Below are 16,678 nucleotides of genomic sequence, written 5' to 3'. Positions count from 1 at the left end.
CCCTTTCTAGTTAATACTAAGGTTATCAAACCTCCTTTTAAGCTTTTTAAAAGCTTCATCCTCTCCTGCTCCATCCAAGGTATTTGCTTGTTCATAAACCAGCTTCGCGGCTTGATAATTTCGACTGCCCTCAGCTTTACCTTGTTCAACATCTAGCAATAAATTTCCAAGTTTCACATAGGCATCGATACTTTTTGGGTAGTCCTTTATCGCCTTTTGGAATTGCTCCACAGCGCGGGCTGACTCACCCATTTCTTGATAAATCACACCGATTTTGACTAAAATTTCTTCTTCATTACCCGCATTTAAATCCGAAAGGTTCTGATAATGCTGTATTGCCTGCTCGAAATCTTTTTGGGCCGTCACTTTGTCTTTTGAATTAACACCTCTGCTATAGAAGGCTTGCGCTAATTTTTGTTCAAAATCCAATTCATATTTGACTAATAAGTTCTCATTTTCGATTAACCGGAGAACATCGTAGGCTTTTTCAACAATTTCAATGGCTTTTGTATTGGCGTCGGCAATTTGCCCTTTATACGAAATGTAAATATTCGCTAAAGAATTATAGTTATCGATTTTTTTTCGTTCATTTGGCAGCTGATCATTAAATTTTTCAAACTCTCGCAGATTTTCGGAGAACTTTTTATAGTCAATATTCATTGAAATCATCGTTGTCGCTAATGCTTCATAATACTGTACGTCTGGAATTTCTTCGGGATCAACTTGATGAAAATGCTTTAGGGCTTCCGAGTAGTTGCGTTTGATATCAAAATATGTCATCCCCATCTTAAAGCGGACCTCATTATTCTCATGGATATTTCCGTACTCATCCTCGATATAGGCTTCGACCTTTGCTAATCCCGTATCACTTTCATTACGGTTGTTATATAAATCTAGTAAATGGATGTAGGCCTCTGCTCGGCTTTTGTCGATTGTTGTGATTGCTTTTTCTAACATTTCAATTGCCTTCTTATCGTCGCCATCCATTAAATAAACCGAACTATCGTTGACAAAGCTCATATAATCCTGGAACTGCGTATTTTTCACGCCTTTATAGCCAAACACGGATGTTGTCGTAAAGGCGAGACACAAGACAACCGGAACCAGAAAGATCGAAAGTTTCTTACGCAGCTTATTTTTATATCCTGCTGTCAGCTTGTTAATATTTTCAAGGTCATACGATAGTTCACTGCAGCTTTGATAGCGGTTCGCAGGTTCCGATTGGGTCGCTTTGATAATAATGTGTTCAAGTCCTTCAGGAAGGGACGGATCCCAATGGCGGATTGGTTTAAGCTCAAATGGCGGTTCATTTAGACTCTTACCCGTGACAAGGTGATACAAGGTGACACCTAAGCTATAAATATCCGTGCGCGCATCCGTCTGCTTACCGGACATCTGCTCCGGCGCCGCATAGGATTTCGTTCCTAAATTCGTCGTATCGGTAGTACTCTCAGTCTTGAATTCCCTTGCAATCCCAAAGTCAATTAACTTAATTTTCCCTTCAGGGGTAAGCATAATATTATCTGGTTTCATATCCCGATAAATAATCGGGTACGGTTTCCTTGTATGTAAGTACTCTAATACCCCGCTCAGCTGTCTCGCCCAGTCGATTACCTGATTCGCCGAAATGGTTTTATCTCGTTTCAGCTTTTCTTTTAAGGATTCTCCTTCTATATAGTCCATCACCACATAGATATCGCCTTCTGATTCGATAATATCGTAGATTTTTGGCAGCGCTCCATGGTCGAGAACTTTGAGCATATTAGCTTCGACAATCAAGCTGTTGATTAAAAGTTCGTTATTACTAGACGCGCGTTTGCGAATATCCTTTACGACTAATGATTTGTTCAGTCTGTTATCCATCGCCAAATAGACGATACTCATTCCGCCGCGGCCAATTTCCTTCAGTATTTCATATCTTTCATCGATTACCGTCCCAATTTGTATCAAGTAAAACGCCCCCGCTGGTTACAAAACTTTTGCTGCTACAACCGAAATATTATCGACTTCTTTCCTCGCTTTTACTAACTCAACTAACTGTACAACTTTATCCTTTAATTGCTGATCGTTTTCAATGGTTTCTGGCTTGAGATTCAGCGCTAACTCTTCTTCCGTGATCTGATGGTAAAATCCATCCGAGCATAACATAAACACTGTGTTAGCTTGGACATCACCCGTGGAAAAATCCATTTCAATTTCCTTTGTTGCCCCGACACATTGCAGCAGCACATTTCGGCGCGGATCCATTTTTGCCTGCTCTTCTGTTATATTTCCACGTGCTACTTCCCTCGCTACCAATGTTTGATCCTTTGTAAGTTGGTTTGCAGAGTTCGAAATGTTGTATGCCCGGCTATCCCCGATATGAGCAAGATAATATTTATTGTGCACAATCAAAAGTGCAGTAAGGGTTGTCCCTAATTTCACGTTTGAAGTCTCTCCATAGTTGAGGATTTTCTCATTCAATTTGTTAATGCACTTTTCTAGTTCTGAATAAATTTCTTCCTCAATGTGCTCTGACTGCGAGAGTCTTGGCATTTCTGCCTCGAACCACTCTGCCATTCCTCTTATTACCGTGGCACTTGCCAGCTCACCGTGCGACAAGCCGCCCATCCCATCACAGACAATGAATAGGCCGACTGGACCTTTCGGAGTTTTGGCTGTCTTTAGTAACAAGGCATCTTGATTGGTCTTCTTTTTGATACCAACATCCGTATGGTGCGCCGTTAAAAATGCCATCAGCTAACCTCTCCTTTTTTAAGGCTCTTTTCTTAAAACTTTGTTGCTTTATGGAACAGAGTTTAATTATTATGCTAAGTTTACGCATCAATAGAATAATTCCAATAAGAAAAGAGCCTGCAAACTAAATTCTAAAACGCAAAATAACTATTTCCACGTTAAAATCGGCTTTAAGATTTTAACAACAATCTTTACGCGAACAGCCTTTTTAAAATAACTTGAAAACAAACTCCTGATTTGCCAGCTTTATTTGATCTTCGTGTTTAATTTTTATCTTTTCATTTGGTGACAGTTTGACTCCGTTAACATAGCTGCCGTTTCTGGAATGTTTGTCCATTAGAAAATATTCACCATCTGCCGTGATCAATTCTGCATGTATCCGCCCAACTACTTTATTCTTTGAAGCATAATCGGCTTGTTCAGGATCTCTTCCCAATTTAAAAACTTCTTTCGTTACGACAATTTTTGTACCGGCTTCTACATCTATAAGGAATGGTTTTTCCATACTTCTATTGTCTACCCCTAATGCTGTGGTACCTTCTTCATACTCGTCGTGTTCAGTAAATGCCCCTAAAACCGTCGTCCCTTCATCATCAGTAGCTGCCAATGCACGTGTGATGAATCCTGGACTATAAAAATTAGATTTCGGTTTTCTTGCATCTTTTCTCTGTTTGCGGCCGGTGGAAAACTCGATCAGTTTTTCTTGAAACTCCTGCAGCTGGAATGCCGGTGTACTCGCTAGATAATTATGAAGCTTGATAAAAAACTGTAGGTCGTCATTTTCATCATAGGTAGTAGAGGCAATCAATTCTTTTAAAAATTCACTCATTGATACCTTTTCAAAGACATTATCTTTTATGGGAAGATGCATAAATACTAATCTATTTGAAAAGTGATCAAGAAAAATATGTTTCTTGTCCAGCAGAATATTTTCGATATCTACACCCGTTTTCTTTAGTTCAGCTAAACTGTCGATGATGTTGACCAAATGTGTCATCAATTGTTTTTTCGTAAGCGTCCCTGAAAAAAGCTTCTCCAAATCTGTTTTCATCCTAATCGTCTCCATCTTTAGGGTTTCAACACTACCCGTTATTATTTGCTCCTGCATGGTGGTGTTCCTAACTCTCCTCTAAAAAGAGAGTTAGGAACAATACAACCTGCATGCTTATTTAAATGCACTCGCGTTGTTATTGATCGCTGATTCTGTAGAGTTATAAGAATTAACAGTCTGGTCTAAAAACTTTGCATAACTGTCAACAATTTCACGGAAGTTGTCAAACTTTGGTGTAAGACCATTGAATTTATTTCTAATCGTATTGGAGGCATCACTATTCCAGGAATTTCCTAAAGCATTCATTTCTCTCTTCATTTCATCCAATCTTCCTGTTAATTGTTGGTTTAAATTACGGATTTGATTGGCTGTACTGCTAACCTCATTCAGAGATATTTTGATTCCTTCTACTGCCATGGTTACCACCTCACATTCAAATTATGAATCTATATTAGTTTGTTAAACGTTTTGCTCCATTAACGATTTCATTTTGAGTGTCACGATAAGTACGGGCACTTACCTTCAAGAATTCTGAGTATTGTTTCATTAAACTCGTCATTTGATTGAAATCATCCATAAATCCTTTAATCTGATTTACGTAAGCTAAGTTATCAGTACCTTGCCAAGCAGCCTGCATGCCTTCAACCTCGTTGAAAAGAGCTTTATAAACACGCTCATAATCAGCTGATTGCTGGTCAATCTTTGCTGCAGCAGTATCTAACTTTGCTGGATCAACTGTGATTGTTCTTGCCATCTTTATCACCTCCTTTAAAGTGCCGTCTGGGTCTATATAACGTCTGTTTAAAGAATCATCAACTGTGATCCATTTTTCAACCCAAGTTCTTCGATGGTTTTGTTGATATCAAATACATTTCCAGTAATTCGATCACAAAGAATTGTTTGCTCTGTTGCGGTGTAATGGCCTTGTGAAAGTTCTGAGATTGTAGTCGACAGCAGATAGACAACTTCATATACAGGACTTTTCAGAGGGATAAAGACATCATAACTGTTGTTTGAAGCCGGGTTATATACCTCGACTAAAATCTTATGCATATTGCATTGCCCCCTCTTCACTCGCCGCAGTGGTCAGGAGTTTTACTAGTTTTACTTTTCCTTTGTTCACCACATAGCCGAAGTCCTCAGCTAATTCGCCATACATGTCATTGGTAATTTTACTAATTTTGAGTGTATATTGATCAGCTATCCCATTTCCAACCCAAAGTGCTTCGCTCAGCGATACTTGTTTTTGAAACCAAGGTTCATATGTGTAGGAACTTAGTTTGTCAACGGCGTCGGAAATGATAATCGTTACGTTCAATCCATTGACTCGTTCTAAAAAGACCTTCAGTTTATCCTTTCCATCATCAGAGAGCTGTGCATTCAATTCTGTGAATGAATGGATGATACAGGTAATGTTTTCAAACACCGGTTCCGGCTTACCTTCCGCAATCGCATCCTTTGTTGTGTTATTGCGGTACACCAATGTCTTAAATAAATAGACAATCATCTCTTCTAACGACTTTGGACCGGTCACATATTGATAGGTGCGGCCGTTGTCATACGCAAAGCTGTCATCAGCGTCGATAACAATTACTTCTCTGTTGTCTTTCATCGTGATGACTTCCGCAAGTCCCTGCATGAAAGTGGAGCATTCATCACCAGTATGCGAGGTTACAAGATGAACCGCAGATGCAGTAAAGTCAAAAGTTGCGAGATTCAGTGTGCTCTTCTCGATTCCAATCGGAATTCTGTTTGTCTGATTAAAGCGAATTTCATTCTGTAAGTAGTGGATGTCTACTTTATCTGGAAGAATCGGAATCCGTTTTGCTGAATTCTTATTCCATTTCTGCTGATAATCATGGCAATATCCGGTAACAAAGTTATACAAGTCCGATGCGTCTTTTGTAATTTGCGCAATTTGGAATTCGTAAACATTTTCAGTTTTGAAAATTCCTCTACCCTTATTTTTCGAAGGATAGACACCATCCACATTGCCCAACACACCAGAATATTCTGTTGTGTCATTCAACTGCAGGACATACATTTGCTTGAAGTTCTGCAGAAGCCGGTATCGGATTGCCCCCGTATTTAACGCTGTAACGATGAAATAAATTCCATATTTCGTTCCTTCTCGAGTTAAAAATGAAATAGATTCCTCATATTGTTCATACACCTCTGAAAATGCCGAGTAATTGTGAATCATCAGCACGATTGAAGGGACTTTTTCGTTTGCCTGCTGATTGAAGGTTTTGAAGTCTCCTCCATAATTCGAGAATTGTTTCTTTCTCATTGCAATTTCATTCGTGAGCATTTTAAAGAGATAGTCGATTTTTTCTCCTTCATGTGACAGCATCACGTCTCCGACATGCGGAGACTCTCGGTACCAGCTTAACGTTTCTGAACCAAAGTCTAGTAAATAGAGATTTACTTCATCTGGCGTGTGTTCTGCCATTAAGGAATAGATAAGCGAGGTCAAGAAAGTTGTTTTCCCGCTTCCAGCCACACCATATACGACGGTATTGCCTTCTTGGCTAATCGGCAGCCTTAACAGTGCCTGGCGTTGATTTGCCGGATCATCATATTCGCCAATTACCGGGTTTAGTTCAAACTCCTGCTGGCTCGTCTCACGGTACTTCTCTTTTACTTCATCGATGTAGATGTCAGCCGGAATTGGCTCTAACCATAGCTGTTTTACTTTAATATTTTCTTGGTCTGCAAGATTGGCTAAATATTTCGTTACCTCATCAATTTGACTCACTGGTTTTTTAACCGTATTTTTTCGTTTATCCAATCTAGCCGATTTCATCACACGTCCTAAATTGTCAATGACGGTTATTCCATCATCCTTTGTTGTTTCTTTCTTTTCTGCAGGATAATATGGTGCACCTGCCCAGGCAGATTGACCGAGTTCAAACAGTTCATTGTAGCCAACCTGCAAGTAGAAACGTCCTGTTTGTGTTAATTCGGCGGCATCCGGCCGTTTGATGACTTCCATACTATCCGCCTTTTCTTGAACCTTCAGACTGATACGGAATTTACTGTTACTCCAAATTTGATCATCGACAACCCCAGATGGCTTTTGTGTAGCTAAAATTAAATGGACACCCAAGCTTCTACCAATCCGTGCGGCACTGACAAGCTGGTCCATAAATTCCGGCTGTTGCGTTTTTAATTCGGCAAACTCATCGGAAATCATGAATAAATGCTGTAATGGCTCTGAAACTGCACCTTCACGGTATAACTTTTGATACTTATAAATATCAATATTGCTCTCATTTAACACTCTGCTTGTTTCGCTAAAAATAGCCTGACGCCGTTTTAGTTCGCTTTGAATACTAATGAGGGATCGTTTTACGGCCGCACCATCCAGGTTGGTAATCGTTCCTGCTAAATGCGGAAGGTTACGGAATGCGTTGGCCATCCCGCCGCCTTTATAATCGATTAAAATAAATGCAACTTCATCTGGGTGGTAGTTTACCGCTAATGACAAGATGAAGGTCATAATAAACTCACTCTTACCAGAACCCGTCATACCTGCGATCAATCCATGTGGTCCGTGGTATTTTTCATGAAGGTCAAGTGTGAAGGGCTCTCCCGTCTGGTTAACACCAATCTGCGTTTCAATACTCTGAGTCGGATTATTTTCCTTCCATCGTGTCGGCGCATTTAAATGTTCCACTTTTCCAACGCCAAACATTTCTAAAAAAGTGATCATATCAGGAAGCGTGTAGGCCTTCACAGACGAAGCCAGCTGGATGTTGGCCAACTCTACAGCAATGGGTTCCTCCTCCTGCTGTAAAAAAATATCAGCAGTAAAGTTTTGATACTTTCCGGAGATATCGTCCTTGTCATAAATTTTGCTTGTTTTATCACTCAGCTCAACGACATTTGTGCATTCTTTTGGCAGCATTTCCAAACTGTCATATAAGGTAATCAAGCTGAAGCCAATCTCTTTCTTTTCTTTTAAAAGTAAATTCACCATTTCAGCTTTTCCAGCTAGCTCTTTGCTCATCGAAAATACAACATAATGCTGTTTAACATCCGCTTCTTTACTGTCAGCCATTGCAGCTCGATGTGCTATTTCTTTTTCAAAATAGGCGGAAAGCTCCTTTATTTCATTCGCGTCAGTGGCAATAAATCGGACACTCCTGCCCTCATCCCAGACATGCGGCAGCCACTTAACGAACTTCCAGGACTCTTGCTCATCTCTATCGTAAATAAACACGAACTTTAATTCATCGTAACTATGTAAGGCAGCTAATTGAAAAATAATCCCCTTAACAAACTCGACAACGGTCTCCCTCTTTCCGATAAACCCACTAATACGCTCTTCTATAAGGGATATGGTGACAGGCACCTGTCTTATGATTTGAGGAGATTCTACCCATTGATACAACTCATCTAAGAGATTGTCATCCTCGAGCGTGAATTTCTTTTCAGGGTATTTAATTTCTGCATTTAACGGCACATCACCTAGACCGACTCTTATTGTAAGAAAGTCATTTTGTCCTAGTGTCCGTTCCCATAAATTACGTTCGCGGTTCCGAATTCTTTTCAAGCACAGGTAAAGGGGAATATGATTTTCATGCAAGATTTCACTCTGATACTTGCATTCGTCCGCCACCACCTGTTTCATCTCTTCTATGTAGCTGCTATATTTTTCCTGGCGTATTTTCTCCTGTGCAATCCTTCTCTTCTTCTCATATCTTTTTGTTAGAATCGGCCAAAGAATCATACCAATCATCATGCTTAGCGACATCACAAGTGTTGGCATAGCGTACATAATGTCCCCATTTGTCCTCATCACATTTTGGACCGCAAATATTCCTGTAAACAGTGACGCCATCCCCATCGTAATCGACGGCCCCAACATGAGCATTAACGGTGTTTCATCGGCATTATTTTGCTGCGGCGGCGGGTCAATTTTGATTGTCTTTCGCTCAATATCCCGCTTGAATCTTGGAGATCGATAAAACAATTCATCCTGCTCTTCTTCAGTCTTAAAATCATCGAGACCATCGTCCTCTTTTACAATTGGCTGGTCAGCAACAAAAGGTTTAAAGGCATTTCGATCTAAAAACACTAATTGATGAGGATTATTTAACGAAAGCAATCTCCCATTGTAAATAATCCGTAAGCCCATAATGGATATGACATCGCCAACAGCGAGCACTTTTTCCTTAATTCTTTCACCGTTGACATATGTACCATTTGAACTGTTGTGATCCTGGATTATCGCTTGACCCTTCGCGTCATACTCAATGGAGCAGTGTGAACTGGATACCAATTTGTCGGTAAAACAAATATCGTTATCCTTAGCCCTGCCGATCTTAATGACATCCGCTGATACCATATGTCTAGTAAACTCGTTTCGGCCTTCACTTGCCGGTTCTGCATATAATAGCGCAGATGAATCTTGATCACGGTAAACGGTATACGTCATAAAAGGCTCTACTGGGACCTTTCCGACTTTTTCACCAGCAGCGCCCTTCAGATAGACATACCTATTTGATTTCACAAACCACTTACCGTTTTCTGCTTCAACTGCCATTAAATCAATCGTATTACCATCTTTATCAACACTGGTGAGAATGTATCTCCCGGTTATTTTTTCAGGTAAAACAAGATTAAATGCTTTACCTCTATCAAACAGCGTTACTATCAAAACGATTCTCTCCCTATTACTAGCTATATAGCTCCAGTAGAAACAATTTCCTATATTTGTTATTATAAAGCAATTTTCTAAAGGGTCCGTCATACTTTAGACACAATTTGCCCAAATCCATTCCCGTTCACAGAATGACTGGTATAGCGCCATTCTAGACTTTTATTCCTAGTGCTTATGCAAAAAGGTATAAGAATAAAGAACCATGAATAGTTTTTTTACCATAAAAAAATCCACATGAGAATGCTCATATGAATTTACCTTACTAACTATTCACGCCTGAGGCCTCATAACCAACACCGTTTAACAAGTCACACCACTGCTCAAATGTATTTAATGCAACCTTGACGGGTGCAATCGGATGATCGGTGTATTCTACCACCCAAATCCCTCTTTCAGAAGGAAGAAAGAAGACAATATTTTCAAGAATTGGGTCTCTTTCAATACTTGGATTGTGGAACATTGAAATATTATAAAGAGACCAGTTCTGTGACTCTAAATCATCAAGGAATATCCGGAAGCTCTGCTCTTCTTCAAGTGAAAAACTGCTTAATTTCCTAACCTTCCCTGCGTTACGGTGTTCACTCAGTAAATCAAATGCCTGATCGGTGAGTTGGAACATCTGGGCTCTTTCAAAACCCACTTCCGAAAAAGAATAATAGTTTCGTATTACACTTGAAATATCTGCACCTTTGATATAGGTGAATTCATGGATAATGTCCCGATCAATGATATGAGTCATCCATGTATCGTTATCAATCTGGTGAATCATTAGAATGTTCGATTGCCCTTTATTTGAGCAGCGAATCATCCATTTCGATTCGACATAGCCTTTAATAAAGTGCTGAATCTCATCCTTTAATGGAATTTCACCCTTCAATTCTCTTTCGTCATCCCAGAGCTGCTTAAGGATTAATTGGTGAGTAGTCACCTCCATAATCGCTTCCCACTCTTTTTGGCCCTTTTCTCCAACGGATGCCTCCGCAATCCCTTTTGCAACACCAGGATATCCACTTAGAGTTACTAAAAGCGCTAGTTCCGCTGATGTACAAGTCATGATATAATCCATTTATTTCACGTTCCTTTTCGTTATAAAGCCTTTTTGTATTATAGAAAGAGTGATTATAGAAAAATTGCCCGAAGTAGACTTTTAAGCACATAATAAACAATAACTGAGGCAAAAAATTGCACAACAATAGAAATTAACATATAGAACTTTCTTTTTAAAAAAGAGTATTTTGAAAATTTCTTGTTCAGATAAGGTCCTATACCAAAAAAAGCATTAATCACATACGTAAACGTCTTTTGAAATACCGTTTTTGGATTTTCATAAACACCTGCTTCGTAAACATCAAGCACGATCCTTCCGAGTAGAAACACCAAGATACTGAAAATTACTTGGACACTCAGATAATAGGATAATAAGCCTTGAATCAGTTCCATCGTTTCTAAATTCATGTTTCATCCTTATCCTTTATTAAGAGATTTACTGAAAATATAAAAGTTCCTCATCATTACAAAACGTTTTTAGTTGAACCAGCTTCCAACGGATTTAAAGGTGTTATTAATCCCTGCACCTAAATCCTTTATTCCTTCTTCAATTGCTCCTCCGAATTTTTCACCAACATCTTTAATCTGATCCCCATAGACTATACTTCCAACTCCACCGGCAAGGGCACCAACAGCTCCACCAACTACGATTCCTACAGGTCCACCCAGACTGCCAATCAGTGCACCGGCTTTAGCTCCTGCGCTAATCGCGATAATATCTGCGGTAATTCCAGCAGCTGCACGTCCGGTTTTTTCACCAATGGTCTTATTTGCATTATCAGGGTCAACAAACTCTGCGCCGTTTGCAGCGAGTGAAATTACCCAGCCAGCCACCGGGACCTTCTTTGCCACTTTGGTCAATCCTTTGGCATCAAATATGTGTTCGGCAATTTCCTTTGTACCAGTTGTTATTCGTTTTTGGAATGTATTAGATAAGGTATCCCCTTTTAACTGATTCAAATTCTTTGGAAAACCAGCAGCATGCTTTAATATAGCTGAAGGGTTATCATAAGAAGCTGCCAACTTATGAAGTTTTTTTACGATAGGGTTGGAAGGGCTCGATTTTGAAAAATTGTAAATGGCACGAGCCAGCTTTGAGTCATATCTTCCTCTACCTCTGCTCTTCCAGGTTGAATGAGCTCCTACTGTAAATTTATAATCACCCTTAATTTTCTTCCAAAACTTTGGCTTACCGCCTATGTAATTAATTTTAAGCTTCCGCGAAATCGTAGTACTAAGTGCAATTGTGAAAAGTTGTGTGCCAACTAAGGCGGCATCCCCAACACTTAGCTTTCCATTTATGTAGTCGAAGACATCCAAAATACTCGCAATTGTTGATTTCTTTGATTCTAGATTTAAAGCTGATTCCGATTTTTTCGTCAGTTCAGTCTCTGTCTGACAATACTTATCCATGGATTGTGCAATAAAGCGATTCAAATCTCTCAATTTCGTCTCTAATTGATGAGATGAGGTTATGGCAGCATTGAATCTGGAACGTAAATTCCCCCGATTCATGATTTCATGATCAACAGAATGCTTAAGAGCACTTAACCCATCACTAACCTCAGATACTTTTTGCGCCATATGACCAATACTGGCACTAGTCTGTTTAATATATTCTGTTTGAATTTTTATGGGCGGCAATTTTTTGCACCTCCTATATGTACAGTATTAATTTACTTTACAGTGGCATTCGCCTTTTGTGCTGCTTCTGCCTTTGCCTTTGCTTCAGCCTCCGCTTTTGCTCTTGCTTCAGCTTCCTCTTGACGCTGAATTTGCTGTGCAGCCGCGAGAACATCCGATCCGATTGAATCTAGTTTCGTAGATAGAGCAGCAATTTCTCGGTTTATATTATCGATTGTTAGGTTGATATAGATCATTTCTTGTGCGTTCCAGCCATTGTTGAGATTCCCTTTTACCCTATTTAAGCTATTTTTTACCTCAAGAAGTTTTGAAGAATAATCATTGATTTTATTTGCCTGCGAAGCGGCTAAATTAACGTTAATACTCACTTCATCACCTGCTTTTTACGAAATTGCCACGGTTGCCGTGGGGACGGTTCTTGTGGTCTATACTTAAGCTAGTTATTGCCACAAGAACCGTCCCCCTGGTCCCCTGGTCGATTCCCTCTAATTTCCTATTTATTATAAAAGCTATTTATTTATTATTCTATAAAAAAGAAAAAATTGGTTATTTCGTACCGTACGTCCACCAGAATTTATAAAAAATAACGTCTGAAGACCTAGGTGTTTTCCATTGCCTCGGCTCGAGCACCTTCTGTATGTGACACTGTGATAAAAAAAGAGGCTTCCCAAGAGTTCAAAGAACTGATGGAAAACCTCTATGCTTGGGAACTTATGCAGATCCTTTTATTATTACATAAATATATCCAATATCAACACAACTCCAAGACCTACTACAGAGGATGTGAATAATAATAATCCCCACGTCTTCAATGTTTCTTTAATCGTTAAATTGAAATACTCTTTAAATAACCAAAAGGATGCATCATTAACATGTGTAATGGTATTACTTCCTGCTGCAGTCGCTAGTACCATTAAAACAGGGTTTACATCAAAAGTATCCATTAATGGGCCAACAATACCTGCTGCAGTAATTGCGGACACAACTCCTTGGCCGGTTGCAATACGGATTAAAGCTGTAATAAACCATGCCATAATTAATGGTGAGATACTTGAATTTTGCATCATGCCGGCAATATAATCACCAACACCCGCTTGAATAATGATTTCTTTAAACGCACCGCCGGCACCAACAATAAAGATAATCATGGCGATTCCCTTTATCGCACCAGAGAAGGAATCCATCACATCATTCATTGAACGTCCAACACGAATACCGAAAACATAAATAGAAATCAATACTGCGATTAATAAGCTGACTTCTGCACTTCCTACAAAGTTTAAAATCTGGTAGAAAGTCGTACCTTCTTCAATGAACATGTTGACAATTGTTGCAACCGTGATTACGATAGCTGGAATTAAAGGTACAATTAAACTTGTCCAGAATCCAGGCATTTCTTCATCTGTAAATTCCTTTGGTTTTGCCATTAACGGTGGAATAGGATGATCCAAATTTTTCATTAATCTCGGGAAAATAATTCCCCCTACAAGTACAGCTGGAATAAAGACAATAATTCCAACAATATACACCATACCCATGTCTGCTCCATATGCTTCAACCAATGCAGTTGGACCTGGCTGCGGCGGGAAGTAACTATGTGCTAAAGTAGTCGCTGCAACCATTGTGATCCCAAGTTTTAAGTATGGAACCTTCGCTTCAATTGCAATACTAATAACAAGTGGTGCTAGGATAATAAACGCTACTTCATAGAATACTGAAATCCCAAAGATTGCACCAATGATAATCAGTGCCCACTCTACTTTTTTTACTCCAAATTTATTAAGTAATGTTGAAGCAATTCGTTGAGCAGCCCCTGAGTCTACCATCAACTTACCAATTATGGCGCCAAATCCAATAATGAGTGCTAATTTCCCTAATGTACTGCCTAAACCTGCTTTGATTGTATCAAGTAAGTCTAATGGCCCCATTCCATTTAAAAAACCAACTACAATAGCTGAAATTAGTAATGCAACGAAGCTGTTTAACTTCCATTTCATGTTCAAGAAAAGCAGTAAAGCAACTCCGATGATTACTGATATAATTGGCATATTTTCAATTATCCAATTCATGCTGTAAATCCTCCTAAACTTTATAAATAAAGTGTTTTCAATCTTTAGCAAAAAAGTTCCTTTGATTGATTAGAAGTCTAAAACTACTAATGCAATAAACAACTTTTGCTAATTAATTAGTTTAGTAAACAAATAAATCAACTTGATAAGAATATCATCCCCTTTATTCATTCGTCAACAACATTTTGTAAGCGTTTATCGATAATAAGGGGGTTAAAACGCTAAAAAAAAAAGAGGCTTCCCAAAAGTTTAAAGAACTCATGGAAAGTCTCTTTTTTAGTTTGAATAAGAAAATATTACCTTCTTATCTCTAAGTGTTTTTTCTAGTTTTTTCAACTTTTTAATTGATTCTTCTGATGACCGTTTTCCAATTTCAATGACCAACGCCTCTATCAACGCAATTGTAGGTACAACTGAAAATTGTTCTTTACTAACTTCTACTTTCAGTTTTGCGGACGCATAGGAAAGAATGGGACAAGCCAGGTACCTAGAATATTGATAGAACTTGCTTTTTCAATGAGGCCAATGACTATTTCAAAGTTTTCCATTATATCCGTTAAAATTGATTTCTCTTGAGTCTATTATATCTTATATTCATGGTAATCAACCAATTCAAAAAGGGGGCCTTTTGAGCTGCCCCCCTGGTATGATAAGGTTAATTCATTACTCTGATTATCCTAGTTTTTTTATAGCTTCTGGCAGGCAGATCAGAAATATTAAAAGTTAATAATGGAAACTGGATTATTGACATAATCAAGGTATCTTCTAAACTCTTGGATTGAAAGGTTAACTGTTGCTGTGTTTACATTGGGATGAAAGTTAATGGTGTCTTTCTCAAGCAAATCACTGTCTACTACAACCTGGACATGGTTAGTACAATCGTTGATCAATCCAAAAGCGCCGACTGCTCCAGGATACACGTTTAAATATTTATTCAGTCTTTCCGCTGAACCAAAGCTTAATGGAGTACTGCCAATAAGCTTTGATAAACGTTTCAAATCAACATCCTTCTCTTCTGATACAATCACTAAATAATGTTGATCCCCTTTTCGATTTCGTAAAAATAAATTTTTCGTATGACCGCCGGAAATCGTAATATCCAATTGACGAACTTCTTCCACTGTGAAAACAGCTCCATGTTCATACCTGGTAAAGGAAATATCTAGTTTTTCTAAAACATCATATACACATTTTTCCTGCTCTAGTTGTATCATATTGTTCTTTTTTCCTCCTTCAAAATCGTATCAACAGGTTTTTTAGCCTTAGACCTTCCATCTGCGACAAGAATGGCTGAATACAAAACCAATGCGATTCCTAGCACCTGCCATCCACGTAGATGTTCCCCTAGAAACAGCACTCCCGTTACTACGGCAATGATGGGTTCTATCGTTGCTAAAATCGAGGCCTTACTCGCTTCTAAATGCTTTAGTCCTGAAGTATACAATAGAAAAGCTGCAACGGTTCCCACTAAAGCCAATAACAACGCTCCTGCCCAAACATCAGCATATTGAAATTGATTAGTTTTTTTTAAGATGTCACTTGTCAGTAGCATGAATATACTCGTATATAGAAATGTGTAGGTAGTAATCGTCAATGCAGAATATCGCTTTGTGATAGGTTTACAGAAAATACTGTACAACGCATAACAAAATCCAGATAAAATCCCCATTAACAAGGTTTTCATCTGTATCCCTTCTTGGCCAAGTGGCAGCAAGCCTACAACAAATGCACACCCTGTAATCGCTAGAGCCAGTGCCCAGCCTTTACGAATAGTCAGGGATTCTTTAAAAAAAAGCCGAGACAGGATGGTTACAAACAGTGGACCTGTATATAAAAGTGTTACGGCAAGGGACAAACTCGATTGAGAAAACACTTCGAAATAGAAAAAGTTAAAGAAAGCGATACTAAATATTCCTGCACATGCGAAAAAAATATGATCTTTTAATCTGGTCCGTAACTGATTCCGATAAAATATTGACATAACTAGAATCAAGATAACAAAGGTAAAAATACCCCGAATCGCAACTACGTCCCAAGCGGTGAAGCCGCGGGCATACAATGGAGTAATAAATAAACCAATAAGCCCCCAACATACCGCACCCGCTATTGTCATGATATAAACTCTTAAACTTGTTTGTTTTTTCAATTTATGCACCTCATAATTCCAAAAAGGGTATGATACCGATTAAGTACTTCGCCATAAACCGGGGCAAACCCTTCATAGAGACTCACTTGTTTCTTGCTTTACCTGTAGAGCCTTTCGTCCTTATTGTGCAGTTGTTAATACCAATAGAAGAATATTCATGAGTCCGACATTCTTTTAAAACTTTAAATATATAATTCGCTCGAGTTCTATCGTATAATTATTAGTAGATATTTAATTGAATTTGTTATAAACATAGGTAAAAACCCTGATTTGGTAACCAACAATATATAGAAAAAACCGTTCTGTGACAGATGGAC

The 16,678-nt window shown here is 38.7% G+C and carries 14 protein-coding genes; all 14 read right to left on the bottom strand.

Going from position 1 to position 16,678, the window contains the following annotated elements; genetic code table 11:
• Nucleotides 1-6: 6 nt before the first annotated feature.
• Nucleotides 7-1,950 carry a protein kinase domain-containing protein gene (locus V7108_RS24675; RefSeq protein WP_335569686.1) on the bottom strand — a complete coding sequence of 648 codons (1,944 nt, stop codon included), beginning with the start codon at nt 1,948-1,950 and terminating at the stop codon, nt 7-9.
• Nucleotides 1,951-1,968: 18 nt separating this feature from the next.
• Nucleotides 1,969-2,736 (bottom strand): PP2C family protein-serine/threonine phosphatase, encoded by a 768-nt coding sequence (locus V7108_RS24670; protein ID WP_335510017.1) that lies wholly within the window; start codon nt 2,734-2,736, stop codon nt 1,969-1,971.
• 208 nt (nt 2,737-2,944) lie between these two features.
• Nucleotides 2,945-3,787 (bottom strand): FHA domain-containing protein, encoded by an 843-nt coding sequence (locus V7108_RS24665; RefSeq protein WP_335510018.1) that lies wholly within the window; start codon nt 3,785-3,787, stop codon nt 2,945-2,947.
• 114 nt (nt 3,788-3,901) lie between these two features.
• The gene (locus V7108_RS24660; RefSeq protein WP_335510019.1) at nt 3,902-4,204 is read right to left on the bottom strand and encodes a pore-forming ESAT-6 family protein; all 303 of its coding nucleotides are present in this window, start codon (nt 4,202-4,204) and stop codon (nt 3,902-3,904) included.
• A 34-nt stretch (nt 4,205-4,238) separates the two neighbouring features.
• Entirely contained in the window at nt 4,239-4,541 is a 303-nt protein-coding gene (locus V7108_RS24655) for a WXG100 family type VII secretion target (RefSeq protein WP_335510021.1), read from the bottom strand.
• Between the two features lie 47 nt (nt 4,542-4,588).
• Nucleotides 4,589-4,840, bottom strand: coding sequence for a methyltransferase (locus tag V7108_RS24650; RefSeq protein ID WP_335510023.1), 252 nt, complete (start codon nt 4,838-4,840; stop codon nt 4,589-4,591).
• Nucleotides 4,833-9,452 (bottom strand): type VII secretion protein EssC, encoded by a 4,620-nt coding sequence (gene essC / locus V7108_RS24645; RefSeq protein ID WP_335569685.1) that lies wholly within the window; start codon nt 9,450-9,452, stop codon nt 4,833-4,835. Before essC ends, V7108_RS24650 begins: the two co-directional genes overlap by 8 nt.
• A gap of 265 nt (nt 9,453-9,717) precedes the next feature.
• On the bottom strand, nt 9,718-10,521 hold the full coding sequence (locus tag V7108_RS24640; protein ID WP_335569684.1) for a hypothetical protein: 804 nt from the start codon (nt 10,519-10,521) through the stop codon (nt 9,718-9,720).
• 53 nt (nt 10,522-10,574) lie between these two features.
• Nucleotides 10,575-10,910, bottom strand: coding sequence for a hypothetical protein (locus tag V7108_RS24635; protein ID WP_335510028.1), 336 nt, complete (start codon nt 10,908-10,910; stop codon nt 10,575-10,577).
• Between the two features lie 69 nt (nt 10,911-10,979).
• Nucleotides 10,980-12,146 (bottom strand): hypothetical protein, encoded by a 1,167-nt coding sequence (locus V7108_RS24630; RefSeq protein WP_335569683.1) that lies wholly within the window; start codon nt 12,144-12,146, stop codon nt 10,980-10,982.
• Nucleotides 12,147-12,178: 32 nt separating this feature from the next.
• Nucleotides 12,179-12,514, bottom strand: a complete 336-nt coding sequence (locus tag V7108_RS24625; protein ID WP_335569682.1) for a hypothetical protein — start codon at nt 12,512-12,514, stop codon at nt 12,179-12,181.
• Between the two features lie 363 nt (nt 12,515-12,877).
• Nucleotides 12,878-14,215, bottom strand: coding sequence for a gluconate:H+ symporter (locus V7108_RS24620; protein ID WP_335510034.1), 1,338 nt, complete (start codon nt 14,213-14,215; stop codon nt 12,878-12,880).
• Between the two features lie 716 nt (nt 14,216-14,931).
• Nucleotides 14,932-15,429 (bottom strand): prolyl-tRNA synthetase associated domain-containing protein, encoded by a 498-nt coding sequence (locus tag V7108_RS24615; RefSeq protein ID WP_335510037.1) that lies wholly within the window; start codon nt 15,427-15,429, stop codon nt 14,932-14,934.
• Entirely contained in the window at nt 15,426-16,361 is a 936-nt protein-coding gene (locus V7108_RS24610) for a DMT family transporter (protein ID WP_335569681.1), read from the bottom strand. The genes V7108_RS24615 and V7108_RS24610 overlap by 4 nt, the downstream gene beginning before the upstream one ends.
• Nucleotides 16,362-16,678: the final 317 nt, after the last annotated feature.

Source organism: Neobacillus vireti, assembly GCF_036962345.1.
Taxonomy (GTDB): Bacteria; Bacillota; Bacilli; order Bacillales; family Cytobacillaceae; genus Neobacillus; species Neobacillus vireti_A.
Note: the sequence above shows the minus strand (reverse complement) of the source record. Positions and strands in the feature narration are given on the sequence as shown.

Bases quoted from the DNA above. Each gene is read 5' to 3' on its own strand.
- V7108_RS24670 (WP_335510017.1), bottom strand. From the start codon at position 2,736: ATGGCATTTTTAACGGCGCACCATACGGATGTTGGTATCAAAAAGAAG.
- V7108_RS24640 (WP_335569684.1), bottom strand. From the start codon at position 10,521: ATGGATTATATCATGACTTGTACATCAGCGGAACTAGCGCTTTTAGTA.
- V7108_RS24620 (WP_335510034.1), bottom strand. From the start codon at position 14,215: ATGAATTGGATAATTGAAAATATGCCAATTATATCAGTAATCATCGGA.
- V7108_RS24635 (WP_335510028.1), bottom strand. From the start codon at position 10,910: ATGAATTTAGAAACGATGGAACTGATTCAAGGCTTATTATCCTATTAT.
- V7108_RS24615 (WP_335510037.1), bottom strand. From the start codon at position 15,429: ATGATACAACTAGAGCAGGAAAAATGTGTATATGATGTTTTAGAAAAA.
- V7108_RS24655 (WP_335510021.1), bottom strand. From the start codon at position 4,541: ATGGCAAGAACAATCACAGTTGATCCAGCAAAGTTAGATACTGCTGCA.
- V7108_RS24660 (WP_335510019.1), bottom strand. From the start codon at position 4,204: ATGGCAGTAGAAGGAATCAAAATATCTCTGAATGAGGTTAGCAGTACA.
- V7108_RS24650 (WP_335510023.1), bottom strand. From the start codon at position 4,840: ATGCATAAGATTTTAGTCGAGGTATATAACCCGGCTTCAAACAACAGT.
- V7108_RS24665 (WP_335510018.1), bottom strand. From the start codon at position 3,787: ATGAAAACAGATTTGGAGAAGCTTTTTTCAGGGACGCTTACGAAAAAA.